Annotated in this window: 23 protein-coding genes; 15 read left to right on the plus strand and 8 right to left on the minus strand. The window is 57.8% G+C overall.

Translation table 11 applies throughout. From position 1 onward, the window contains the following. Positions 1–127: 127 nt before the first annotated feature. The 8 genes from G449_RS0105170 to G449_RS0105205 all read left to right on the plus strand — a co-directional run bounded on the left by G449_RS0105170 (position 128) and on the right by G449_RS0105205 (position 7,605). Positions 128–676, plus strand: coding sequence for an N-acetyltransferase (locus tag G449_RS0105170; protein ID WP_022658248.1), 549 nt, complete (start codon positions 128–130; stop codon positions 674–676). Between the two features lie 60 nt (positions 677–736). After that, positions 737–1,759, plus strand: coding sequence for an ornithine carbamoyltransferase (argF, locus tag G449_RS0105175; RefSeq protein ID WP_022658249.1), 1,023 nt, complete (start codon positions 737–739; stop codon positions 1,757–1,759). A gap of 505 nt (positions 1,760–2,264) precedes the next feature. Continuing rightward, positions 2,265–4,220, plus strand: a complete 1,956-nt coding sequence (locus G449_RS0105180; protein WP_022658250.1) for an NADH-quinone oxidoreductase subunit 5 family protein — start codon at positions 2,265–2,267, stop codon at positions 4,218–4,220. Further along, positions 4,220–5,071, plus strand: coding sequence for a respiratory chain complex I subunit 1 family protein (locus G449_RS0105185; RefSeq protein WP_022658251.1), 852 nt, complete (start codon positions 4,220–4,222; stop codon positions 5,069–5,071). Before G449_RS0105180 ends, G449_RS0105185 begins: the two co-directional genes overlap by 1 nt. A gap of 12 nt (positions 5,072–5,083) precedes the next feature. Next, complete coding sequence (locus tag G449_RS0105190) at positions 5,084–5,644, plus strand: NADH-quinone oxidoreductase subunit B family protein (protein WP_022658252.1); 561 nt, start codon at positions 5,084–5,086, stop codon at positions 5,642–5,644. A gap of 18 nt (positions 5,645–5,662) precedes the next feature. Continuing rightward, complete coding sequence (locus G449_RS0105195) at positions 5,663–6,139, plus strand: NADH-quinone oxidoreductase subunit C (RefSeq protein WP_022658253.1); 477 nt, start codon at positions 5,663–5,665, stop codon at positions 6,137–6,139. After that, positions 6,136–7,218 carry a hydrogenase large subunit gene (locus G449_RS0105200; RefSeq protein WP_022658254.1) on the plus strand — a complete coding sequence of 361 codons (1,083 nt, stop codon included), beginning with the start codon at positions 6,136–6,138 and terminating at the stop codon, positions 7,216–7,218. Before G449_RS0105195 ends, G449_RS0105200 begins: the two co-directional genes overlap by 4 nt. A gap of 3 nt (positions 7,219–7,221) precedes the next feature. Then, positions 7,222–7,605 carry a 4Fe-4S binding protein gene (locus tag G449_RS0105205; RefSeq protein WP_022658255.1) on the plus strand — a complete coding sequence of 128 codons (384 nt, stop codon included), beginning with the start codon at positions 7,222–7,224 and terminating at the stop codon, positions 7,603–7,605. A gap of 96 nt (positions 7,606–7,701) precedes the next feature. Here G449_RS0105205 and G449_RS17720 read toward each other — a convergent pair whose 3' ends face one another. From G449_RS17720 to G449_RS0105245, 8 genes are all read right to left on the minus strand, one after another. Next, complete coding sequence (locus G449_RS17720) at positions 7,702–8,298, minus strand: Fur family transcriptional regulator (RefSeq protein WP_022658256.1); 597 nt, start codon at positions 8,296–8,298, stop codon at positions 7,702–7,704. Further along, the gene (locus tag G449_RS0105215; RefSeq protein WP_022658257.1) at positions 8,276–8,914 is read right to left on the minus strand and encodes a DUF3299 domain-containing protein; all 639 of its coding nucleotides are present in this window, start codon (positions 8,912–8,914) and stop codon (positions 8,276–8,278) included. Before G449_RS0105215 ends, G449_RS17720 begins: the two co-directional genes overlap by 23 nt. 14 nt (positions 8,915–8,928) lie before the next feature. Next, the gene (locus G449_RS0105220) at positions 8,929–10,200 is read right to left on the minus strand and encodes an ABC transporter permease (protein ID WP_022658258.1); all 1,272 of its coding nucleotides are present in this window, start codon (positions 10,198–10,200) and stop codon (positions 8,929–8,931) included. Next, entirely contained in the window at positions 10,197–10,985 is a 789-nt protein-coding gene (locus G449_RS0105225; RefSeq protein WP_211215139.1) for an ABC transporter ATP-binding protein, read from the minus strand. Before G449_RS0105225 ends, G449_RS0105220 begins: the two co-directional genes overlap by 4 nt. A 5-nt stretch (positions 10,986–10,990) precedes the next feature. Further along, a complete protein-coding gene (locus G449_RS17725; protein ID WP_022658260.1) occupies positions 10,991–11,620 on the minus strand; it encodes a DUF2796 domain-containing protein in 630 nt (209 codons plus the stop codon). Positions 11,621–11,776: 156 nt separating this feature from the next. Then, on the minus strand, positions 11,777–13,036 hold the full coding sequence (locus G449_RS16090; protein WP_034604881.1) for an MFS transporter: 1,260 nt from the start codon (positions 13,034–13,036) through the stop codon (positions 11,777–11,779). A 77-nt stretch (positions 13,037–13,113) separates the two neighbouring features. Next, entirely contained in the window at positions 13,114–15,678 is a 2,565-nt protein-coding gene (locus G449_RS0105240) for a PEP/pyruvate-binding domain-containing protein (protein WP_022658261.1), read from the minus strand. A 78-nt stretch (positions 15,679–15,756) separates the two neighbouring features. Beyond that, positions 15,757–18,468 (minus strand): sigma 54-interacting transcriptional regulator, encoded by a 2,712-nt coding sequence (locus G449_RS0105245; protein WP_027180729.1) that lies wholly within the window; start codon positions 18,466–18,468, stop codon positions 15,757–15,759. 252 nt (positions 18,469–18,720) lie between these two features. Between G449_RS0105245 and G449_RS0105250 the strand changes: the two genes are divergently transcribed. The 7 genes from G449_RS0105250 (at position 18,721) to G449_RS0105280 (ending at position 23,156) form a co-directional block, all read left to right on the plus strand. Then, on the plus strand, positions 18,721–19,026 hold the full coding sequence (locus tag G449_RS0105250; RefSeq protein ID WP_022658263.1) for a DVU0150 family protein: 306 nt from the start codon (positions 18,721–18,723) through the stop codon (positions 19,024–19,026). Positions 19,027–19,043: 17 nt separating this feature from the next. After that, complete coding sequence (locus G449_RS0105255; RefSeq protein WP_022658264.1) at positions 19,044–20,108, plus strand: sulfite exporter TauE/SafE family protein; 1,065 nt, start codon at positions 19,044–19,046, stop codon at positions 20,106–20,108. Between the two features lie 13 nt (positions 20,109–20,121). Beyond that, positions 20,122–20,718, plus strand: a complete 597-nt coding sequence (locus tag G449_RS0105260) for a DUF4881 domain-containing protein (RefSeq protein WP_022658265.1) — start codon at positions 20,122–20,124, stop codon at positions 20,716–20,718. Between the two features lie 93 nt (positions 20,719–20,811). Next, a complete protein-coding gene (locus G449_RS0105265; RefSeq protein ID WP_022658266.1) occupies positions 20,812–21,123 on the plus strand; it encodes a hypothetical protein in 312 nt (103 codons plus the stop codon). Between the two features lie 14 nt (positions 21,124–21,137). Further along, positions 21,138–22,088 (plus strand): hypothetical protein, encoded by a 951-nt coding sequence (locus G449_RS16095; RefSeq protein ID WP_159060434.1) that lies wholly within the window; start codon positions 21,138–21,140, stop codon positions 22,086–22,088. A gap of 169 nt (positions 22,089–22,257) precedes the next feature. Beyond that, positions 22,258–22,770, plus strand: a complete 513-nt coding sequence (locus G449_RS0105275) for a YchJ family protein (protein ID WP_022658268.1) — start codon at positions 22,258–22,260, stop codon at positions 22,768–22,770. After that, entirely contained in the window at positions 22,770–23,156 is a 387-nt protein-coding gene (locus G449_RS0105280) for a hypothetical protein (protein WP_022658269.1), read from the plus strand. The genes G449_RS0105275 and G449_RS0105280 overlap by 1 nt, the downstream gene beginning before the upstream one ends. The last annotated feature ends 37 nt before the right edge of the window (positions 23,157–23,193 follow it).

Below are 23,193 nucleotides of genomic sequence, written 5' to 3' on the forward strand. Positions count from 1 at the left end.
ACAGTGCGGGGCTTGTTATTATGCTTATTCTTTGCGGCAGAGCTTGGCTCTGGCTGCTTCGTGCGTAACCTTTTTGGGCTTCTTTCCCGTCAGGGAGCGGAGCGTAATCCAGATATCGAGGCGTATAATGCCCATTGCCGTTCCACGCGTTGGCGTAGAAGACAAACCTCTTGTTCAGGATGTTCGCGTAGAAGACCTTTCAGCGCTCGTCATCCGTTCGGCCACGGTACGCGACGTGCACGGCATGTCTGCGCTTATCAACCATTATGCGTCATCCAACGTCATGCTGGCGCGCGGGCCGCAGTACCTCTATCAGCATATTCAGGACTACATGGTTGCCACGGCTCCCTCGGCTGACGACGGGCATGAGGTTGTGGTGGCCTGCGGCGCTGTGCATGTGCTGTGGGAAGACCTGGCGGAAATACGTTCGGTGGCGGTTCACCCCCTGTGTCAGGCGCAGGGCTTTGGCAAAAGGCTGGTGGCCGCGCTGGTTGACCGATGTCGCTATCTCGGCTTGCCGAGGGTTTTTGCCTTTACTCTGGCTGCGCCGTTCTTTTCCAAGTGTGGCTTCAGCGAGTTTAAGCGCGATGATATGCCCGCCATTGTGTGGGTTGAATGCAGTAAATGCCCCAAGTTTTACTGCTGTGACGAAATTGGAATGATACTCGAATTATAGTTTTCAACCTGCGGCATAATCGCAGGGATTCACACTGTCTGCAAAGGGTGGGAATGCGTCATGAGCAACAGGCTGTATCACCGGGATTTTCTGAAAGAAATAGACTTCACGCCGGAAGACCTCACGTATCTGCTGGATCTGGCGGCCCAGCTCAAGCAGGCCAAAAAGGTCCGGCGCGAGCCGAAGTTTCTGCAAGACAGAAATATTGTCATCCTTTTTGAAAAGGATTCCACGCGTACCCGCTGTTCTTTTGAAGTGGCAGCCTATGATCAGGGCGCGCGCGTGACCTATCTTGGCCCCTCCGGCTCGCAGATGGGCAAAAAGGAATCCATGGCCGATACCGCCCGTGTGCTTTCCCGCTTTTATGATGGTATTGAGTATCGCGGTTATGAGCAGGCGAGGGTAGAGGCTCTGGCAAAACACGCTGGCGTGCCTGTATGGAACGGCCTCACCAACGAATGGCACCCCACGCAGTTTTTGGCCGACATGCTGACCATGCGCGAGTGCTGCGAAAAACCTTTGAATCAACAAACACTGGCATATCTTGGGGATGCACGTTATAATATGGGCAATTCCCTGATGGTTGGTTCGGCCCTGCTTGGGCTGGATTTCCGTTCTGTTGCTCCCAGGGCTTTGTGGACATCGGACGAAGTTTTTGAACTGGCCCTCCACATAGCCAAGAGCACTGGCGCGCACATTATGCGCACGGAAAGCGTGGCCGAAGGCGTTAAAGACTGCGACTTCCTCTCCACTGATGTCTGGGTGTCCATGGGCGAGCCTGATTCCGTATGGAAAGAGCGCATTGATCTGTTGACGCCGTATCGCGTGGACGCGGCAGCAATGGAACTGACGGGCAATCCCCAATGCAAGTTTTTGCATTGTCTGCCAAGCTTCCATAACCGTGATACCGCAGTTGGCGAAGACATTTATCAGCGCTTTGGCATTGAATGCATGGAAGTGAGCGATGAAGTCTTTGAATCGCCGCGCAACATGGCTTTTGAAGAGGCGGAAAACCGCCTGCACACCATCAAGGCCGTCATGGTCGCTACCATGGCTGAAGGCCCTCTGGTGTTCAACGCCTGATCCCGCATCTCCTCCGGCGCTGACCGGGGGAGAGTGTAGATGTTTGAGACAGCCGTTACGGCTGGCAGCAAGCGCCCTTGCAGCACAATGCCATGTTTTTAGCATGGCTGCGCCGCAGGGGCGCTTGTGTTTTTTTGGGGGGGCAGCCCACAGCCAACGCCGCTATCTATTATTCCCGCTAGTTGCTCTGAAAAACAGTCTGGTCAGGTTTTGCCTGCATTTTCTAGAAATCACCAATGTGAGCAGAAAAACACGGCTGTTTTGCCGATTGGCAATTGGGCCATAAATCAGAATGTTAAAATATTAGCGTTTTGCTAAGAATTATTCTTTGAACAATCAATGTAGGCAAATTAATCAAATATGTTGACGCAAAAATGTACATAGATTAACTCTAATAAAAATAATATGTGCAAAGAATGTAAGGAGGGGGGAAGTTTTTTTATGTTGTGAGGAAGTTATCAAGAGTGAAGTTTTTCACAACTCGCAATGTAGTGGGGCAAAGAAGATGAGTACACTTGTTTTTTGTTGTGTAGCACTGCCGTTTATTATGGCGCTTGTGCTGTATTTCACGCAAAGCAGCAGCGCTCGCAAGCTGATAGTGCCTGCAGCGGTCACAGTCATGGCGGTGGCAGCCGTGATCCTGGGAGCGAACGGCGCTTTTCGGCTTGAGATAGACACCATCTTTGGTCTGTCTGCCGACTCTGTGTTCAGCGTGCTGGACTTGCTGTTGCTGGTTTACATTCTTGGCATAGGTTGGAAGCTGGGCAGCCGCCTGATTATGGGCATGACCCTGCTGCAACTGATTGGTCTGTTATACCTTAAATTTGTTCTTCCCGGGCATGAAGTGCCCATCACTGCCTTTGTGGCAGACGGCCTGTCGCTTATCATGGTGATCATCATCAGCGTGGTTGGCGGGCTTATTACCATTTACGGCATGGGCTACATGGATCTGCACGAAGAGCATCTGCATCTGCGTGTTTCGCGCCAGCCCAGATTTTTTGCCATTATTTTCTGCTTCCTCGGTGCCATGAACGGCCTGGTGCTCTGCAACAATCTTTCATGGATGTTTCTGTTCTGGGAAATCACAACGCTGTGTTCCTTCATGCTCATAGGGCATGACCAGACAGACGAGGCCAAGGCCAATGCCCAGCGCGCATTGTGGATGAACGTTCTGGGCGGTCTGGCCTTTGTTTCGGCCATGCTGTTTATTCAGAAGAGCCTTGGAACGCTTTCGACCGAGCTCGTGCTGCAAAAGATGACCTCGATGGACGTAAAGAACACGGCCATTCTCTTGCCTTTTGCGTTCTTCTGTCTGGCGGCCTTTACCAAGTCGGCGCAGGTTCCGTTCGAGAGCTGGCTGTGCGGTGCAATGGTTGCACCAACGCCTGTTTCGGCTCTGTTGCACTCGGCTACCATGGTCAAGGCGGGCACTTACCTGCTGTTGCGCATGGCTCCGGCCTTTGCGGGAACCACCATGTCCACCATCGTGGCCCTGTTCGGCGCATTTACCTTTGTGGCCACATGTATTCTTGCGGTCAGCCAAAGTAATGCAAAAAAGGTTCTGGCGTATTCCACAATCGCCAACCTCGGGCTTATCATCGCCTGTGTGGGCATCAATACCGCTGCATCCATGATGGCGGCAACGACCATCATCATTTACCACTCCGTATCCAAGGGCCTGTTGTTCATGTGCGTCGGCGCCATTGAACAGCGCATTGGTTCGCGCGATATCGAAGACATGCGCGGCCTCTACGGTATAATGCCCCGCACGGCCATTATCACGGTGATCGGCATTTTTACCATGATGCTGCCGCCCTTTGGCATGCTCATAGGCAAGTGGATGGCCATAGAAGCCATTGCCCGCGCCACTCAGGCCATGACGCCCATCGTTTTCTTTGTGGCGCTTGGCTCGGCCTTTACCGTGCTCTTCTGGGCGCGCTGGGCCGGTGTACTGGTGTCGTCCTCCAAGATGCACGAGCATGCGGCTCACGGTAATCCCAAGCCCTCGGTCATGTTTGCGCTGCGTTCGCTGTGCGGGCTTGCCGTGGTGTTTTCGTTCATTTCGCCCCTGGTGCTGAAGACCTTTGTGGAGCCTTCTGTTTCGGGTGTTTACGCGCGCTTTAACTTGCAGACTGAAGGCTTTATTCCCGGCGCAACCCTGACCAGCGCAGAAGGCTATGTGTGGATTTACCTGCTGTTCATTCTGCTTGGTCTGGGCGTGTGGTTTGCATGGCGGGAAGCCCGCAGAACACCAGAGTCTGCCCATGCACAGCCGTATTTTTCGGGCCTGGCGGCAGAAAAGAACGGCGTGGTTGGCTTCAAGGGCCCCATGAATGTGTTTGAGCCAGTGCGCGTGGCCAACTTCTATCTTTGCCAGTATTTTGGCGAGAGCAAGATCACGCGGGCCATCGACATGATTTCCATTGCATTCCTGGTCGTTCTGGTAGGAGGTCTGCTCTAATGCTCACCATCTTCAGTGCCATCGGCGGGTTGATCCTGTCGCCCCTGGTGGGCGGCCTGCTTACCGGCCTGGATCGCCGGATCACGGCGCGCCTTCAGTCGCGCATTGGGCCGCCCCTGCTACAGCCCTTTTACGACATCTTAAAACTGCTGGGCAAACAGCCCCAGGTTACCAATGCCTGGCTGGTGTTCAGCGCTTATATCACGCTGATTTCATCGGCGCTTGCTCTGCTGATTTTCTTCATGGGCGGGGATTTGCTGCTGCTGTTCTTCGTGCTCACAGTGGGCGCGGTGTTTCAGGTGGTTGGCGCCATATGCGTACCTTCGCCTTACAGCAACGTGGGCGCGCAGCGCGAGCTGTTGCTCATGCTTGCCTATGAGCCTATCCTGATCCTGGTGTTCGTTGGCTTTGCCATGTGCACGGGTTCGTTCTCCATTGCCGCAGTATTCCAGCTCGAGCAGCCGCTGCTGCTCAAGATGCCCCTGCTGTTTCTGGCGCTGGGTTACGCCCTGACAATCAAACTGCGCAAGTCGCCCTTTGATATCGCTGCCAGCCATCACGGCCACCAGGAACTGGTGCGCGGCGTACAGACCGAATATTCCGGCCCGTACCTTGCGCTGATTGAAATTGCCCACTGGTTTGATCTTGTGCTTATTCTTGGGCTGTGCGCCATGTTCTGGCACACCAGCTTTGTGGGAATGGCCGTTCTTGTGGGCGCCTCGCTGTTCACGGAAATTCTTATCGACAACATCACCGCCCGTCTGACGTGGCAGTGGATGGTGCAAAAGAAGTCTCTGCTGCTCGGCATGGGCCTGGCCCTGGTTAATCTTTTATGGCTGTACGTGGCGTAAGGAGGCCGGAATATGGGTTTCGTCGACAATATGATCAAGCGGAGCCGCCTGAAGTCTCCGTGGATAGTTCATTTTGACTGCGGTTCCTGCAACGGCTGCGACATCGAGGTGCTGGCCTGTCTGACGCCCATGTATGACGTAGAACGTTTCGGGGTGGTCAACGCGGGCAACCCCAAGCATGCCGACGTGCTGCTGGTTACAGGCACGGTGAACCACCGCAACCAGCATGTGCTCAAGCAGATATACGAACAGATGCCTTCGCCCAAGGCCGTGGTTTCCATCGGAGCCTGCAACCTTTCCGGGGGCGTGTTCAAGGATACCTATAATGTGCTGAACGGTGCGTACAATATCATTCCTGTTGATGTGTTCGTGCCCGGCTGCCCGCCCAAACCCGAGGCCATCATTGACGGCGTGGTGCAGGCCCTTGGCGTGCTCAAGGCCAAGATGGGCCTTGGCCCCGAGCCTGTGCCCACCTTTATGCCGGGCGATGAGGACGGCACTCCCGACATGACGCCGCAGGCGGAGTCCGCGCCGGAAGAAGCCCCCGACAAGCCACAGCAAAACGCGGGTTAACCCGGAAAGGATAGAGCCATGTTTTTTGAAGCCAAGGAAGTGACGCCGCAAACGCTGCTTTCAGAAGTGCAGCAGCTTGCCAACGCCAAATACCGTTTTGTGACCATGTCGCAGACCGTCATGGACGAAAACACGCTGCGGCTTTTCTATCACTTTGACGTAAACCTCACCATGTCCGACCTGCGCCACAACGCCGAGCTGTGCGTGTGGGAACCCACGGACGCCAAGGGCATGGTGCATCTGCGCATGGATGTGAACAAGAACGACGCCATCCCCAGCATCACGCCCGTATATTTCTGCGCTGTCCTCGTTGAGAACGAAACGCAGGATCAGTTCGGGGTGCATTTTGCTGATCTGCCCCTGGATTACCAGGGGGCCATGTATCTGGAGGGCGAAGTCACCCACGCGCCGTACTTTACCATGACCACGGTCCGGCGGCCCGCCGCCAAGGCCGAGGCCGCCAAGGATGACACGGCCAAAGGAGAGAAGGCATGAGCAACCGCACAACCGTGATTCCTTTCGGGCCGCAGCATCCCGTACTGCCCGAGCCGTTGCACATCAAGTTTGTGGTGGAAGATGAAACCGTGGTCGGGGCCGTGCCCCAGCTTGGTTTTGTCCATCGCGGGCTTGAAAGCCTTGTGCGGCTCAAGGACTACAATCAGATGGTCTTTGTGGTCGAGCGCATCTGCGGCATCTGCTCGTGCATCCATGCCAACTGCTACTGCAACGCCATTGAAGACATGATGGGTATTACAGCGCCGCCGCGTGCGCAGTTTTTGCGGGTTATCTGGTCAGAACTGCACCGGATACACTCCCATATGCTGTGGCTCGGCCTGTTTGCCGACTCGTTTGGCTTTGAAAGCGTGTTCCAGCAGTTCTGGCGTATCCGCGAGCATGTCATGGACATCTGCGAAGCCACGGCGGGCAACCGCGTTATTCTTTCGGTCAACGTGGTTGGCGGCGTGCGCCGCGACCTCAGCCCCGATCAGATCCGCTGGATGCATGGCCGTCTGGATGAACTGGAAAAGGGCATGCGCGAGCTTACCCGCACCATGCTTGACGACTACACCGTGCAGGAACGCACACGCGGCATAGGCACTCTGAGCAAGGACGATGCACGCCTGCTGGGCGCCGCCGGCCCCACCCTTCGCGGCAGCGGCTGGGAAATCGACGAACGTATGCACGGCTACGCCGCCTACAAGGATCTCAACTTCATTCCCGTGGTTGAAAATGACGGTGACTGCTACGCCCGCTCCAAGGTACGCTTTTATGAAGTGCTGCACTCCATAGAGCTTATCCGCGAGGCCTTGAACCGCCTGCCCGAAAGCGAGCTGACCGTAAAGGTCACCGGCAACCCCGAGGGCGAATCGGTCTTTCGTGTGGAGCAGCCCCGCGGCGAGCTGTTCTATTACATCCGGGCCAACGGCACCAAAAATCTGGAGCGCATGCGCGTGCGTACGCCCACCTTTGCCAACGTGCCGCCCCTGCTGCACATGCTGCCGGGCTGCAAACTGCCCGATGTGCCGGTTATCGTGCTGAGTATCGACCCGTGCATCTCCTGCACAGAGAGGTAGCCCATGTATATGCTCCCAAACGTGCTGCGCAATCTTTCGGGCAAGCCAGCCACGAGGCTGTATCCTCTGGAAGAACGCGAACCCTTCCCCGCCTATCGCGGCGTGATCACCAACGAGGTTGAAAAGTGCATATTCTGCAATTCCTGCGCAAGAGTATGCCCAACCGATGCCATCACCGTGGATGCAAAAGCCGGAAAGTGGAATTATGATCCCTTCCTGTGCGTGTACTGCTCCGCGTGTGTGGAAAAGTGCCCTACAAAATGTCTGCATCAGGTTCCAGTGCACCGCAAACCTTCCATCAGCAAGTTTGTAGTGCACCGCACCGGAACCCCGCGCGTCAAGAAAGCCAAGGCCGAGGCCAAGGACGTGGAAGATACGGAAAAATAACTGAAAAAGCGAAGGGCCTGCAAAGGCCCTTCGCTTTTAACAAATACTGGTTTCTTGTTTTCGCTCTTGTTGATCTTGCCTGCACTCTCACCCCGTCTATTTGCCGGACGGGGCAGGCGGCGCGTTTTTCCGGTTATGGAGATTCGCGCCGCCTTTTGTGTGTGCCGTGTGGTGCACGCCGACCCGTTGTGAGCCAGCCTGCGCGCCCATTTCTGCGCACCGGGGGCAGATGCCCGTCAGTTCCACGGTGTCGCCCTGTAGCTGAAAGCCCTGCTGCTGCATGGTGGAAAAGATGGTCTGATACAGAGTGGGATTGTTCACCTCGCGGCTCTTGCGGCAACCGGGGCATACCAGCATGAACACGGGCGCATGCTTTTTGTGGCAGGTTTCCGCGCAGGCCACAAAGGCATTGAGCGAGCCGACTTTGTGCACAAGGCCCTGATTGAGCAGAAATTCAAGCGTTCTATAGACGCTTGCAGGCGTGAGGGCCTTGGAGGATTTGCCGCGCAGGGCATCAAGAATGTCATAGGCCTTAACGGGTTCCTGAGCCTGTTGCAGATAGGCAAGCACCATGCGCCGCAAGGGCGTAAGCCGCAGAGTGTGACCCATGCGCGGCTGGTCTGCCTGACAGCACGATGTTTCTGCCTGGCAACAGGCAGGTTCAGCCTGATCAGTTGTTTTCGTCTTCCACATAGGGTTCCACCGCCTCAGCCTTGATGCGGTATCCCGCATCGCCGATGTCGCTTTCTGTTTTCTCGATTTCAAGCTTTCCGTATACCCACACGGTGTCCATCATCTGTATGCCGCGTGGTTTGTCCAGTGTGACGTAGATGATCTGGTTGGCCGGGGGCGGCGGCACGTGAATGCACGCGCCGAAATAGGGAACCAGCAAAAATTCTGCCAGTTCATCGCCACCCAGAAAATCAAGCGGAGCTACAAATCCGGCAATACGCACCAGCTTGCCGCCCAAAACCTTGTTGGCGGGCGCATTGCTCCACAGGGCCTGAAATTCTTTCAGGGCCTTGTCGGCTCTGGGGTCGTCATCGCTGAACTTGTCAAAATTGAACTTGTCAAAAACTTTTGCGGGATTCCATGATGGCGGAATCAGCTTGTCCCATGTGATTTCGGTGTATTTCCCGCTCTTTTTTGCGGTTGCGGCAGTGTCCGCATCTTCGCGCGAGGGCTGCCAGTGTTCGATTTTTTGCCGCTCGTAATCGTCAGTCAGGGCAAGGGCGGTTGCGCTGTGCCAGCCGCACAGCAATGCTGCCAGCATGCAGAGGATGCGCCCTGTGGTCGAGGCTGTTTTCATGGCAGGTTCCTTTATTATACAGAGGCGTTGAGGCCGTCAGCCAGACTCATGCGGTAGGCCCGCCATGCCGGGATAAGCCCGGCGGCAAAACCAGCGGCCACAATCCCGCCAAGCAAGCGCCATTCGGCGGCTGTGGGCAGAGTGAGCGCAAGGCTCAGCCCATAGCCCGAAGCCAGCACAGGGCCAAACACAGCCAGCAGGGCGGCAAGGGCGGCAGTTCCCGCCAGAGCGCCCGCAACGACCAGCAGCGTGCTTTCAAACGACAGAAGGGCCACAATATCCAGAGGACTTGCCCCTGCTGCGCGCAGCACGGCCAGCTCGCGCCGCCGTTCGCCCAGCCCTGCCAGAATGGCGGCCACAAGGCCAGCCAGCCCAGCCACAGTTACCAGCCAGGAGAGGACGCGCAAGGCATTTTCGCCCGAGCGCAGCAGGCTCCACAACTGATCCAGCGCCACCCCGGGCATAACAGCCATGAGGGCTTCCTGCTGGTCGGCGTTGATTTCCCTTTGGGCGGCAAAAACGCGGGCGCGGTTTTTCAGGCCAACCAGCACCGCCGTAATACTCTTGGGTGCAAGGCTGAACTTGGTTACCTGATCTGGCCGCACATGAAAACCCGGCACAGGCGCGCCGCCCTGCCAGTCGATGTGGATGGCCTCCATGGCGGCAAGGCTGATGTACAAAGCCCTGTCCACAGGGGTGCCTGTGGGTGCAAGAATACCACATACCGTAAAGGGCTTGTCCGTATGCTGGGCAAGGTGGGCGCTGCCCGAGCCGTGGCTGAGTACTAGTCTGTCGCCCAGCCTGTAGTGCTCTTTGCTGGCAACCTCCGCCCCCAGCACAACATCAAAGATGCCGTCAAAAGGCGTTCCCTGCGCCAGTTGCAGATGCATGCGCCTGCTGTATTGGTACTGGGTAAAAAAATCGCCCGTAGTGCCAACTACGGCAAATCCCTTGTGCGAATCGCCGAGCGACAGGGGGATAGTCCAGGCCACGTCCTTGCGCTGGGCAATGCGCTGGGCGCTGTCCCACCCCATGTTGTTGGTGCCCTTGCCCATGTGGAACACGGCATAGAGCAGTAGTTGCAACTCGCTGCCGCGCGCTCCCACCACCATATCCGTGCCGGAAACTGCCTGAACAAAATTATCGCGCACCTGAGTGCGCACTCGCTCCATACCGAGCAGCAGGGTGGTGGAGAGCGCGATGGAAAATACCACAAGGCTCAGGGTTCCCCGGCGGTTCCAGGCGCTCGACCAGGCAAGCCCCAACAAAAAACGCCAACGGCTCATGCGGTTTCTCCCTGCGGGATTGTCCCTTTGTCAGCCCTGCTGGCATCGGCCCGGTTAATCTCTGCCAGCCGGATCCGGCGTTCAAAAAAATCCGCCAGAGACAGATCATGGCTGACAAACAAAAGGCTTGATCCGGCCTCGGCGCTTTCGCGCAGCAGCAGGTGCAGAAAATCTGCCCGCCGTTCCGCATCCAGCGCAGAGGTGGGTTCGTCAGCCATAACCAGCGGCGGCGACCCCACAAGGGCGCGGGCGGCGGCAACGCGTTGCTGTTGCCCCACAGAAAGGCGGGTTACGCTTTTGCGCCACAGTTCCGGCCCAAGGCCAAGGCGTTCAAGCAGGCGTTGCGCGGATTGCTCCGGGCTTGCATCCTTTTCCGTTGCCCGTGCGGTGCGTTTGGGCGAAAAGCGGCAGGGCAGCAGGACATTATCCAGCATGGAGAGATGCGGAACAAGATTGAACTGCTGAAATATCAGGCCGATGGTGTCGCCGCGAAAGGAATCTCTGGCGAATCTGGGCAAGGTGTCCACACGAATTCCGTTGACGCGCACACTGCCGGAAGCTGGTTGGAGTATCCCTGCAATGAGGCTGAGCAGGGTGCTTTTGCCCCCGCCGCTGGGGCCGGAAAGAAAAACCGTCTCCCCTTTGTCCACGCTGAACATGGGAATATGCAGGGCTTCTTCCTTTTGGCCGGGCCAGCAAAAGGTGCAATTTTCAAGCAGGACTGCCTGCTCGCCCGTATTCATGCTGCAAGGCGCTTGCGGTGGTGTTGGCGTAACGGAATTCATGGGAGTTACCACTTGAGGGTGTGGGCCTGTTCGTTCAGTTCGGCGGCATGCTGCCCTGTGGGGCTGACTATCTGCACTCGCAGTTCATGCAGGGCTGGCCATGCGGAAAAAAGACGCACGTCCATGCCGTGCAGTGCTTCGGGCTGCGCGCATTCAAAAGTGAAGGACGCGTCCATATCTGCATGACCGCCGTGTTCATCGTGCCCGGCATGTTCGTTATGGTCTGCATGTGCCTTGGGTTCAACTGCGGGAGCGGCAGACGCGTTCTGCTGTGATGCTTGCGTCTTTTCCGGCTGCGTGGCTGTATTTGCTTCCAGCAGAACCTCGGGCAGGGCTTCGGATTCCAGCGTTACCTTCTTGATGCGGCACTGGGCTGCGGCGGGAAAAACAAAAATATTTTCCGCCTTATGCAGGGTTGCCGCCATGCTCTGCACGGCCTGACGCTGGGCTGCGTCGCGGGGAGCGTGCTCAAAAGGCAGGGCGTTGGCAAGGGGGCTTTCGAGGCTGATTTCTACAATATTGCCTTCCACAGCCACATCCAGACGGGCAGCGCCGTGCTCGTGCGGGCCATGCGCAAGCGCGGGGCCGGCTGCGAACAGAACCGTGCAGGCCGTCACAAGAATCAGTTTTTTCATCATTTCTCCCATGTTTCTGGTTCAGAATATTAGCGTTTTTTGAACCAGAAACTGAAATGATATATTATTGCATTTTTGTCAAAGCAGCACTTCCGCTCGCCGTCGCATGGCTGCTGTTGACCGGACTCTTGCACCCGCTGTTGCAGCGTCTGGAGCTTAAGCTATGTGGCGGCCTTGCCGCTGCCAGTGGGCAACGCGCAGCTTGTCGGCCACCATGGAAAGGCCGCACAGGCCGATGGAAACTGCCGTGGCCACAAAAACACCCCGGTAGCCAAAACCTTCATACATGACCAGCCCGCCGATTATGGGGGCAAAAATGCCGCTGGAATCGAAGGTGGCCATCATCACATTGGAGTTGATGGAGCGTGTGGTGGGTGTGGAGCGGTCATAGACCATGGCCGCCAGCAGGGGGTAGAGCAGCCCAAGGCCCACCCCGTACAGGAAGGTGAGGGGAATGAAGGCCCACAGCGGCCCCCAGGCCAGCCCCAGCATGCAGCAGACCAATAGAACGCTGCACAAAATGGTAATTCGGTGGCGCGGCAGCGTATCAAGCCTGTTGCTGCCCACCAGACGCACAAGAATGATGGTGAGCGTATAGGTACTGAAAAACCACGCCGGGTGCGCGCCGGTGATGGAGCATAACCCTTTCATGAAAAAGATGGCCAGTACGGTCATGATGCTGAATGTCATGCAGGCCATGTACACAAAGAACAGGCCGGAATGGCTCACCGCATGCCACAGTTCCCGACCAGACATGCCGCCTTCTGCCTCCTGGGCCATTTCTGGCTTGCGCAGGCGTGGTGCCAGCGGCACCAGCATGAGCAGGGAGGGGATGCCCAGCAGGGCCGTGAAGGCAAAGAGGTGCGGTTCGCCCCCAAGCAGGGCAAGTATCTGTTCCCCCACTGCCGGAATGATGGAGTAGGGCAGCAGCAGGGTCAGCGAAAAGATGGCAAAACCGCGCGCGCTTTGGCCCTTGGGTATGCAGCTCACCAGTATGGACACCGTGCAGCAGGAGAACACGGCAAGGGCAATGCCCTGCACCACGCGTAACAGCAGAATCAGCTCAATGATATGGGGGCCGCCCACATAAGGGTAGGCCAGCATGACGCCGCTTGAAATGATGATGGCAATGCCCATGGGCAGGAGTTTGCCACGGCGCAACAGAACCACGCTTGCCACCTGCCTGAAAATCAGAACCATGACAAACATGGAAGAGAGCAGCACTCCCCGCCAGTTCGGGCTGACAGAGAGGCCTTCGAGCCATTGCTCAAAGCAGTAAAAGACGGCCACAAAACTGTTGCAGCACATGGTCATGCAGAACAGCAGAACAAAATCACGGCTTAATAACGTCTGCGGCGGATCAGGGAAGGCAGTGCCTTCCGGGGTTTGCGCAGGCGATGCGGCTAGGGGCGGCATGGGGCCTCAATCGTGTTGTGCCGCGATGGCCCAGGCCGCCGTGCGGGGCCGGGCCCACCCCCGCAAAGGGTGTGCGGCTAATGATATTCGCCATTGAGGAACTTGGTGGCATAGGATTGCACTGCTGCATCGTCCACCATGAGCATGTCCATCTGGCGGGTCATTATCAGGAGTCGTCCCAGTTGATCCAGGCGCGCGCACAGCTCATGCCTGGGGTATTTCTGGTAACGTGCCCGCAGTCTATCACCCGTTATCTCAACGGTAAAGCCCAGCTCTTTGAGGATCAGGCCTATGCACTGCACACGCCTTACGCGCTGGGCATTGGCGGCAGCGCCTCCGGCAAATTCAAAGCGGATGTAGTTCTTGCTCAGGGTTTCGCCGCACCAGCAGTCAAGAATGGCGTAGTGGTAGCCTACTCGGGACGAAAAATTGAGATAGCGGTCTGAAACTATGGCATAGCTGCGCTGGCCGAAGCGTGAACAGCCCTCCTCATTGCAGCCAATCGCGGTTTGCCCCATGACCGAAAGAAACCCGCGCATGTTTACAGGCCGTGGGCCACGAGCCTGCACCGCCGGATTGAGCATGCCGTCAAGCACGCACTTGAAAGGCACGCTCAGCACATCGTTTGGCGTTACTTGGCGGGATTCCGGATTGCGCAGCCCGCCGCCCAGATCAATCACATGCAGATCAAGCGGCACCGTGCAGACCAGCTTGCTGGCAACGCCTGCGCAGTGATCCGTAACCCTGTCGGATATCTGGAACATCTGGGAATAGCTCAATTCGTGCACATAGCGCATGATGTCGTGCAGCGATGTGCAGTGGCGGGGCGTGAATGTATCCGCGCGCGGATCCACCAGATGCAGTGGCAGAATATAGGGTGCGATGCGCCGTAAAAGCACCAGAGCCGGGCTGCTGGGTCTGGCCTGAGGCTTCACCAGCCGCAGGGTCAGCAGTTCCTGCACTTCGCCGTCAAAAATTCTGCCGGTGAGCGCATCCACTGTGACAATCTGCTCCTCGGCCAGAATACTGTTGGCGCCCGGCAGGTTCATAATGGTAGGCACGCCAAATTCGCGGCAAATGGAAGCCATGTGGCCGGTAAGACTGCCTGTTTCTGCAATGATGGCCGAGGCGCGGCGCATGGCCGCCATGGCGTTGGGCGAGGAGTGGGCAAGCAGCATGACGGCCCCTTCGGGAAAGTGCGTCATGTCTTCCCCTTCGCCCACATGAATAACAGGGCCGCACCCCACGCCCCGCGCGGCAATGTCGCCACCTGAGAGCAGGGGGCGCAGGTGGCGCAGGGTCGGGGCAGAATGTTCCTCGGAGGCGCTGTCCAGCCCCATGGGGCGGGTTTGCAGCAAAATAATCTGATCGTCTTCGTCCACGGCCCATTCCATATCCTGCGGATACTGGTAGTGCCGTTCGAGTTCCATGACCATTTCTGCCAGTCTGCGCACCTGATCATCGCTGAGGCAGGGAACATCGCGCAGGGGATCGGGCACGGATTCGAGCGTGCTTTCCACAAGGCCGGTCTTGGTGCGCACAAGGCGCAGCCGCACTGTTTTGTGGGCAATGGTGGCCATGGTGATCTTTTTTGTGGCGCGGGAAACAAGCCACTGGTCGGGTGTTCCCGAGCCGTCCACGACCATTTCGCCCAGACCCCACAGGCCGTTGATGACAGTGGCGTTGGAGCGCAGGTCTACCGGATGACGGGAAAAAGCCACGCCAGCTGCCTTGGCCCGTACCATTTCAACACAGCAAAGACCCATGCCGGTGGCGTCCAGATCGTAGCCGTGTTCGGCGCGGTAAGTCAGGGCGCGGGGCGAAAACAGGCTGGCAACCACCTTCTTGAAGGCGGACAGCAGATCCTGACGGGTAACGCCAAGGATACTGCGGTACTGACCGGCAAAAGATTGCACGCCGTCCTCGGCAATGGCGCTGGAGCGCAGAGCCACAACCACATTCGCGTTTTTGCCGAAGGCGGCGTCCCATTCCGCAAACAGGGCTTGCTCAACCTCTGCCGGGATGGGGGCTTCCAGCACAAGCAGCTCAATATTTTTGGAAATTTCTGCAATTAACGCGGGTTTTTCGGGGTCAACAGATTTCAGCAGCCTGAACAGGTTTTTAAACAGGCCCGGCGTGCGCAGCAAAAAAAAGCTGCATGCCCGGATAGTGATGGAAAATCCGCGCGGCACAGGCATATCCAGCATATTGCGCAGCTCGCCGAGGTTGGCGTTTTTGCCGCCGACACTGTAGGCCATGCTGGCATCAACCTCTGAGAGGGGCAGGGTAAACTGCGGCACATCGCCGCGCGTGTGCTGATCCAGCTCGTGCTCAATGCGCGCGGCAATGGAATGTACGGCGCTGCCCAGAGAAATATCGCACTGCCCTGACATTTCGCTCAGGGTAGAGGCCATGCGCTCGCAGTGGAATATGGCCCGGCGGGCCTGCTTGCGCACTTCGCTGGTTTCCATGTGCTTGTCGCCGCGCAGGGTGGCGTCCAGCCCGGCCATTACCCCGGCCAGATCTGCATTGGCCTGGAGCAGTTCCTTGAACGAGACATAGCGTTTGTTGAAGGCGTCCATGGCCGCCTCGCGGCCAACACGAGGGGCAATGCCAAACAGTTTTCTCAGCAGAGAGGCCATACGGATATCCTTGATCGCAGATTTTCGTCATGCCCTGAAACTGATGATGCTGAATGCCTGATGCGTAAACGTTGCTTGTCAGCGTCCCTGCCCGATTACAATATACCTCTGCGCAGGGCCGCGTCCGTCTTTGCGCACAAGCCCCAGCTGCACAAGCAATTGCAGGTCGTACTGAGCCGTGCGCATGGAAATATTTTTCCCGGCAAGCGCTTGATATTCCTGCCTGCTGATGCTGCCCGAAGCCGCGATGGTCGGCCAGACCTCCATGACGCGCCGATTGAGCTTGTCCGCAGAGTCCTTGCCGCGCAGCAGGGTATCCAGTTGCGCGGAGGCCTCGTTTTGCGGCTGAGGGGCAGGGTCGCCCACTGAGGTCTGCACGGGAATATCTGCGGCCGCAGGGCTGACAAGCCTGGCGGGCAAGCCTTCTGCCGGTGCAGGATCTTCGGCAGGGGGCGTTGTGCAGAATCCCTGATCGCAAGGATCATCCTGCGGCTTGCGCGATTCCTGCGCCGGAGCTGCCGCAGTTTCGTTCTGTCCTGCCGGGATGGCGTCGTTTTGCGGCTGGGTAGCCGCGCCAAGCTGAATATCTTCTGCAAGTAGGATGCCACCTTCGCAGAATGTCAGAGCCCGCGTGAGGGTGTTTTTTAATTCGCGCACATTGCCGGGCCAGTCGTAGTCCATCAGTTTGGCCATGGCTCCTTTGCTGACCTGCGGCATGGCGGCGGTCATTGCAGCCAACCCGCCAGCGGGCTGTGCTCCGCCCTCGGCTTTCAGCCTTGCCTTGGCCTTGAGAGCTTCCGAAAGAAAATAGACAGCCAGCGAGGGAATGTCCGTCTTGCGCTCCCGCAGCGGCGGCGTGTTGATGGTGATGACGGCCAGCCGGTAGTACAAATCTTCGCGGAACGAACCCTTCTGTGAATCATCTAAAAGGGAAGCATTGGTCGCCGCAATGATGCGCGTGTCAAAAGGAACGTCTTCATCGCTGCCCAGCGGTCTGATTCGCCTGGTGGAGAGCGCCCGCAGCAGGGCCTGCTGCACCTTGGGGGCCGCATTGCCTACTTCGTCCAGCATGAGGGTGCCGCCCTGCGCCGTCAGAAAAGCCCCTTTGCGCGGCGCGCGCGCCTCGGTGAAGGCGCCTTTCACATGCCCGAAAAGCGTATCCATAAGCAGGTTTTCATCCAGCGCCCCACAATTGATGGTAATGAAAGGCCCCGCAGCCCGTGCGCTGAGCCTGTGGATGGCCTCGGAAACCAGCTCCTTGCCTGTGCCGGTTTCGCCCACAACCAGCACATCGGCCATCACCTGCGAGGCCTTGCGAACATTGTCGCACAAGGCAAGCATGGTGGGTGATGTGCCAATAAGGCTGTTGACGGGCAGGTCTTCGGGATGCGGCAGATCTTCCACTGGCTCGCGCTGTTGCTGGGCATCATCCTCAGCGGCGCGCAGGCGGCGGGCCTCCGCGGCAAAGCGCAAGCGTTCAAGCAGGGTGTTTATGCCAGTCTTGAGCCGTTCCAGTTCGCGCGGCAGTTGGGGCATATCTATTTTTTTGTCGTCCCCTTCGGCGTTGCAGCGTTCAAGTTCCGCAGTTACGGCATTGAGTGATCTGCCCGTCTGTCGCGCAAGCCACCAAAGGCTCAGACCCAAAAGCAGCATGCCGCCAAGAAAGGCCCCCACATAGATGCCCATGAGCTGCACGCCCGTGCGCGTGGTGGTAAAACTGGTGTCCAATACCGCCAGACCGCCCAGTACAATTGTTGCCTGCGAAACCGGGCTGAAGGTCACCGGCACGTAACTTACCCTCTCCACCCGCATCTGGCTGCTGCTCCACAGGGAGCTGTTTTCAGAAAGGGGGAGCTGGCCTGACTTGCCCTCCTGCACATCGGATACCATGTTCCAGTAATTGATGTGTTCAGGGCCGGGCCGGAATGCGGTGTTAAATCCCGGCCTGCCAAAATCGCCGGTAAAGCCAGCGCGCACGGCATCTGTGCCTAGGCTGCGCTGGGCCAGGCCAGCATCCGGCGCTTCAGACTGAAAGAGCATCCAGCCATCGCGGTCAAAAAAAAGTGTGCGCACGCGCCCCTCATCGCCTGATGCGGCAATGGGTGCATTGGGGCCGGAGTAGGTGGACAGGATATCCCGCAGCTCCCGCAGATCCAGTGAAAGCATCAGGTAGCCGGCAAATGTGCCTTCCGCATCATGAACCGGGGTGGAAAAACGCAGCACGTGCAGGGTGATGTTCTGGTTGCTGCCCTTGACCGGCACCATGGAGTAGGTCGCTTCCACGGGTTGGGCAACGCTGACGTGCCCGGTGCGGTGTTCAGAAGCAATGGAGTGGAAGGGGCCGGTGGGACTGGCAAGGGCCTGCCGCATGGGAACATTGATGATATCCCCGCCTGTGTTGACAAGCAGATAGCGGTTGTCTGGGGCCAGACCCTCAAAGGCCAGCTCCCTGTAGCGCAAGCCGCCAGCCTTGGCGCGGAATTTGAGCCGGTTGGCCATGTCCTTTTGATCCATGGAGCCAGCAGCGAGAATAAGAAGCTGATTGCGCGTTTCTTCAAGCGCCTGTTCTAGAGCAAGGCTCATTGCCTGTGACTGAAGCTGTGCATTGCGCGCAATTGCGCGATCAAGAATGGCCTCGATGCTACTGCCCGTAGCAGTAAAAATAATCAGCAGTACAAGCGCCAGCAGGGGCAAGCCCAGCATCAGCATGCGGCTTGCAAGGCTGCGATTCATAAAGAACGCCGTGAACTCCAGCGAGCTGCCCTGGGGAAGTGTTCTGTGTAAGCGCATGGTGCTCCCCTGTTTTGTGCAAAAAAGCGCAATCTTTGAGCTGAGTATAAAAAACATTGCTCTTCGTGACAAGATTTTTCGCGCAAAAATAGAAAAAAAGGCGCAATTACAGGCAATAATTATGCAATGGCACAGCCTTTGCTAATACTTTCACATTCGAGGCAACGAGGCGGTGCCTGCCCCCGACGGGAGACATCGCAAAATGGGTAAGTGGTTGAAGTGGAGATGTCACATTTTGATGTGGAGGAAGTTATGAAAAGGATGCAGAGGCTCTGGACATGGCTTACAGGTTGCGCGCTGCTGGTTGCGGCATTGCCCGGCGCGGCCCTGGCTGCTGGCGGCGGCAAGGTTGCCAACGTTGTGGTGGTTGCCGATACGCGCAAGCTTGACGGCATACTGTACTGGTGGGCTGAAATGTATAATGAAAGCCATTTCTTTTTTGCCATTCTGACTATGGCCATCATCCCGGTTACTGGCTGCATTCTCGGGTGGCTGGCAGATATCGTCATGACGCATATCGGCATTGACCTCAAGCACCGCGAATTGTCCGAAAAGTAGTCGGAAGGAGGCAAGTTATGGAATGGTTGTATATTTTGATGCCCATTTCCGGCGTGTTCATTTTCTGGCCGGGCCTTGTCATTCTTGGTTTGGGCGTTGGCATTATCGGCGGCTTCTTCGGCATGGGCGGCGCCTGGATGGTTACCCCCGGTCTTAACATTCTTGGTTTCCCCATGGCCTTTGCCATTGGTACCGACGTGGCGCAGATGGCGGGTAAATCGCTTATCTCCACCATGCGGCACGGCAAGTTCGGCAACGTTGACTACGGCTTGGGCCTGACCATGCTGGTTGGTACCATCGTGGGCGTGGAAGTTGGCGCGCAGATGGTCATGTGGCTGGAACGCCTGGGTTCCGTCGACAAGGTTGTGCGCTGGTTGTACGTTGTCCTGCTTGTGCTGCTGGCATGGCTTGTATTTCATGATATCGCCGCCCGCCGCAGGAAGGAACGTGAAGCAAGAGCCCAGAACAGGGAACTTGACCAGACGGCCACTGGCGTTGACTGGGCCTCCCGCCTGCACGCCATCAAGATTCCGCCTGTGTTCCACTTCAAGCAGGCCAACATCACCTGCTCCGCATGGCTGCCCATCTTCGTCAGCTTCTTCACCGGCTGGCTGGCTGGTATCCTCGGCATCGGCGGCGGTCTTATCCGCATGCCCGCCCTGGTGTATCTTGTGGGCTGCCCCACCCATCTGGCGGTGGGTACGGACCTCTTTGAAGTCGCCATCTCCGGTCTCTACGGCACGGCTTCGTACGCATACAAGGGCCGCGTGGAATTGCTTGCCGCTCTCATCATGCTGTGCGGCGCGGCCATCGGCGCGCAGATCGGCGTTGTCGCCACCAAGTATGTAAAGGGTTACGGCATCCGCCTCGTGTTCGGCCTGGCTGTTATCGGCTGCCTCATCTCGGTTGTGTGCAAGCTGGTTGAAGCTGAATTCCCGGCGTGGAGCTGGCTGCTTGGCCCGACCGCTACGATCGACGTGCTCGGCTTCGTGTCGGCGATCTCCCTTTACATAACCGTCAAGATGGTACAGGGCGCCAAGGCGGAAATTGCCGCCAAGAAGAACCAGCCCGCGGCCAACTAGAAGGAGACCCGCCATGAAGATTCGTAACCTGATGCTTATGCTGGCGATGGCCTTCTCTGTTGCATTGCTCACCGGCTGCAACTTCGACGGAGGCGTGGAACAGGGACGCTGCGTGGCCTTTGATGCCACAGCCAAAACCCTCACCATCGTGGTGGACGTGACGCACGATCAGTTTAACCCGCACTACAGTGGCGGCACGCATACCTTCAAGCTGCCTGTGGAATCCAAAGACATGGGCCCGAGCCCCAGTGTGGGCGGCCGCCTGATGATCGACCTGGTCAAGAACACCGTGCTTATCTATGACCAGAAGACCAGCAGCGTACGCGAACTGGCCGTGCAGTTCACTGATGTGGAAAAGAACGTCGGCTCCAACCATCCCAAGGTCAAGGGCAAGACCTTCCCCATTATCGACAAGGAACAGCAGACCGTCACCGTGTACTCTGGCCGTCAGAAGTCTTTGATTACCTTCAAGATTCCTGCTGAAGCCCAGGACTACCCGGCCTATGTGTGGACCGCTGGCGACGAAATGCGCATTGCCTACCGCAATGCCGACAAGGCCCAGTCCATGCGTATCATGAACGTGTCCAAGACCAACATCTTCAAGAAGTAAACCCCCAGGGTGCCTACCCCCACCCTGCGCGCCGGAGCGGTTCGCCCCGCTCCGGCGCACCTCGGGTGGACAAACACACTCAGGAGAGCATCAATGAACAGTTACCGTCAGACCCTCTATTCCAGCATAATCCGGGTTGCGGCCAACGCAGTCATGGTTGGCGCGATCTTTGTGGGCATGTATCAGTCGGCCCACAGTTCTGGGGCCTCGGAACTGGTGTTCTGCGCATGGTTTTTTGGCATCACGGTGCCTACGTGGGCAGGGGCCTTCTGGCTCACCAAAAAGGTGCGCCAGATATATCCCGCCGAGTTTCAGAGCCTTGTGGAACTGCCGCGCCTTGGGCAGCGGCTTGTAAGCTGGCACGTGGCCGAAACGTCCATGTGCCCCGTCATTGATCGCCGATAAACGGGAGCAGCAGCATGTCGTGTGTCATGACCATACCACAGGCGGGCAGGAAGGAACCTATGGGGGAATTCATCAAGAGTCAGGGTTGGCAGAACTGCCTCCAGACCCGAGCCCGGCAGCGTTATTGGGGTGCCCTGTGCGCCCTGTTGCTGGGTTTTGCCCTGCTGGGAATGCTTGACGGCCTGCAAGGCCTTACAAGGTCTGGCGCGGATGTGATCGAATTGCTGCCCGGCGGCAGCGTGTCCATATCCGGGCCGCTGACCATCAAAAATCCCGTCAACAGCGACCTCAAGGCGCAATTTACCCCGGAAAATCCGGCCCTCTTTTATGATCTGGAAGGATTCTTTGCGGGCTACTGGTTTGGCAACGGCATGTGGCGAGGCAGTGTGCGCGCCGATGCCGTGGCGGAACCCGGCAGTTACGCCCTGAAAGTTTCTTTCAGGGGTGCGGCTGCCAGCACCACGCAACACTATACTGTTGTCGTGCATGCCGATGAAACCGCCATGCGGGCCGCGTCTTCCTCATATTTGCGACGCATTACCGGCTATAACCCCTTTGTGCTGGCCGCGGGATGCTGCGGTCTGGCCCTGCTGGGCGGGGTTGTGGTGTTCAGGCTTGGCAGCAAGTACATACGCCAGCTGACAACCCTTGGCTGCGGAGAAATCGTGCGCGTGGAACAGAATGCTGACACTGCCGTGAAAGCGCAATCCGGCCACATCTGGTGCCTGCTGTATGGTCTGCGCGCGCCCGCAAAGGGAACGCCCTGCGCCGTTTATGATGCGCAAGGCATGCCCCTTGGCACTGCCCGCGCCGAAGAAGCAAAGAACGGCACGCTTGAACTGAATTTTGACTCAATCTCAAGCCCGGCGGCAGAAGCCGGTGCGACCAATACCGCCGTTCGTCCTGGCTGTCTTGTCCAATTGCGGCCCCCAAGGCCGCTCTCTCCTCTGGTCAAAGACAGATAAGGTCGTTCGGTCTCCTGCGGCATGCACTTGGCGCGTCACCTGTGCATGCCGCTTTTTTTTTGCCCGCCGCATTCATCCCGCCTTGCCGCTCTTGCCGCCTGCTTTGCCATAAGCTATGCTTATTGTGTTGCATATGCCCCCTGCGGGCTTAAACCAAGGCGGAATTTTCATGTCTCAACTTTGCCCCTGCGGCAGCGGCCAGTCTCTGGACCAATGCTGCGGCCCCCATATTGAAGGCGCGTCCTGGCCCCAGAACGCAGAAAGCCTCATGCGTTCACGGTATTCGGCCTATGTGCTTGGCCGCCATCAATGGCTTGTGGAAACCACGCATCCCGACTACCGGGAAAATGTGGACGCCGACAAGCTGGCCGAGCAGACCAGGGATATAACCTGGCTGCGCCTTGATATTGCCGCGACCGAAAACGATGTTCCCGCCGGAGAACACGGCGAACTTTTTGATGTCGTTGAATTTTATGCCTATTACGAACTTGAGGGCATCCCCCGTCAGTTGGGCGAGCGCAGCTTTTTTCAGCGCAAGGACGACAAGATTTATTATGTGGACGGCGTGGCCCTGCGGCCTGATGCCTACCGCAGGCAGGAACCCAAGGTGGGGCGCAATGATCCCTGCCCCTGCGGCAGCGGCAAAAAATACAAGAAATGCTGCGGGGCTTCCAAATCCTGATGACCACGGACGCAGAACGCGCAAAAAATTCCGGCAGGGGCAAGAATGGTTCTCTGACAGCCATCCGGCAGTTTTGTCTGGAGTGCCAGGGTGCGTCTGCCAAGGCGGTTCGCGCCTGCGCGGATGAAGATTGCCCCCTTTGGGCCTGGCGGCTTGCCACACTGGCGGGCGAGGAATGCCCCGCCCCGGCGGAAGAAGCCGCGCGACAGGCCTTGCGGGCCATTCGCAGGCAGTGCATGGGCTGTGCTGGCGACAGGGTAGAGGTGCGTGCCTGTGCGGCGCGTGATGCCTGTGCCCTGTGGCATTGCCGGTTTGGTGTGCGTCCGCAGACTTACAAGGCCGTGCGGCGGCGTTTTTTTGCTCCCAAACCCTTGCGACTTTTGTAATGCGCCGCCAGGAACGCGGCGCAACACCACAGGAGGT

The organism is Desulfovibrio desulfuricans DSM 642 (genome assembly GCF_000420465.1).
In the GTDB taxonomy this organism is placed as follows: Bacteria; Desulfobacterota; Desulfovibrionia; order Desulfovibrionales; family Desulfovibrionaceae; genus Desulfovibrio; species Desulfovibrio desulfuricans.

Bases quoted from the DNA above. Each gene is read 5' to 3' on its own strand.
- G449_RS0105260 (WP_022658265.1), top strand. From the start codon at position 20,122: ATGAAGATTCGTAACCTGATGCTTATGCTGGCGATGGCCTTCTCTGTT.
- G449_RS0105185 (WP_022658251.1), top strand. From the start codon at position 4,220: ATGCTCACCATCTTCAGTGCCATCGGCGGGTTGATCCTGTCGCCCCTG.
- G449_RS0105205 (WP_022658255.1), top strand. From the start codon at position 7,222: ATGTATATGCTCCCAAACGTGCTGCGCAATCTTTCGGGCAAGCCAGCC.
- G449_RS17720 (WP_022658256.1), bottom strand. From the start codon at position 8,298: ATGTGGAAGACGAAAACAACTGATCAGGCTGAACCTGCCTGTTGCCAG.
- G449_RS0105280 (WP_022658269.1), top strand. From the start codon at position 22,770: ATGACCACGGACGCAGAACGCGCAAAAAATTCCGGCAGGGGCAAGAAT.
- G449_RS0105255 (WP_022658264.1), top strand. From the start codon at position 19,044: ATGGAATGGTTGTATATTTTGATGCCCATTTCCGGCGTGTTCATTTTC.
- G449_RS0105225 (WP_211215139.1), bottom strand. From the start codon at position 10,985: ATGAATTCCGTTACGCCAACACCACCGCAAGCGCCTTGCAGCATGAAT.
- G449_RS16095 (WP_159060434.1), top strand. From the start codon at position 21,138: ATGTCGTGTGTCATGACCATACCACAGGCGGGCAGGAAGGAACCTATG.
- G449_RS0105240 (WP_022658261.1), bottom strand. From the start codon at position 15,678: ATGGCCTCTCTGCTGAGAAAACTGTTTGGCATTGCCCCTCGTGTTGGC.
- G449_RS0105200 (WP_022658254.1), top strand. From the start codon at position 6,136: ATGAGCAACCGCACAACCGTGATTCCTTTCGGGCCGCAGCATCCCGTA.
- G449_RS0105170 (WP_022658248.1), top strand. From the start codon at position 128: ATGCCCATTGCCGTTCCACGCGTTGGCGTAGAAGACAAACCTCTTGTT.
- G449_RS0105265 (WP_022658266.1), top strand. From the start codon at position 20,812: ATGAACAGTTACCGTCAGACCCTCTATTCCAGCATAATCCGGGTTGCG.
- G449_RS0105180 (WP_022658250.1), top strand. From the start codon at position 2,265: ATGAGTACACTTGTTTTTTGTTGTGTAGCACTGCCGTTTATTATGGCG.
- G449_RS0105190 (WP_022658252.1), top strand. From the start codon at position 5,084: ATGGGTTTCGTCGACAATATGATCAAGCGGAGCCGCCTGAAGTCTCCG.
- G449_RS0105215 (WP_022658257.1), bottom strand. From the start codon at position 8,914: ATGAAAACAGCCTCGACCACAGGGCGCATCCTCTGCATGCTGGCAGCA.
- G449_RS0105220 (WP_022658258.1), bottom strand. From the start codon at position 10,200: ATGAGCCGTTGGCGTTTTTTGTTGGGGCTTGCCTGGTCGAGCGCCTGG.
- G449_RS0105195 (WP_022658253.1), top strand. From the start codon at position 5,663: ATGTTTTTTGAAGCCAAGGAAGTGACGCCGCAAACGCTGCTTTCAGAA.
- G449_RS0105250 (WP_022658263.1), top strand. From the start codon at position 18,721: ATGAAAAGGATGCAGAGGCTCTGGACATGGCTTACAGGTTGCGCGCTG.
- argF (WP_022658249.1), top strand. From the start codon at position 737: ATGAGCAACAGGCTGTATCACCGGGATTTTCTGAAAGAAATAGACTTC.
- G449_RS0105275 (WP_022658268.1), top strand. From the start codon at position 22,258: ATGTCTCAACTTTGCCCCTGCGGCAGCGGCCAGTCTCTGGACCAATGC.
- G449_RS0105245 (WP_027180729.1), bottom strand. From the start codon at position 18,468: ATGCGCTTACACAGAACACTTCCCCAGGGCAGCTCGCTGGAGTTCACG.
- G449_RS16090 (WP_034604881.1), bottom strand. From the start codon at position 13,036: ATGCCGCCCCTAGCCGCATCGCCTGCGCAAACCCCGGAAGGCACTGCC.
- G449_RS17725 (WP_022658260.1), bottom strand. From the start codon at position 11,620: ATGAAAAAACTGATTCTTGTGACGGCCTGCACGGTTCTGTTCGCAGCC.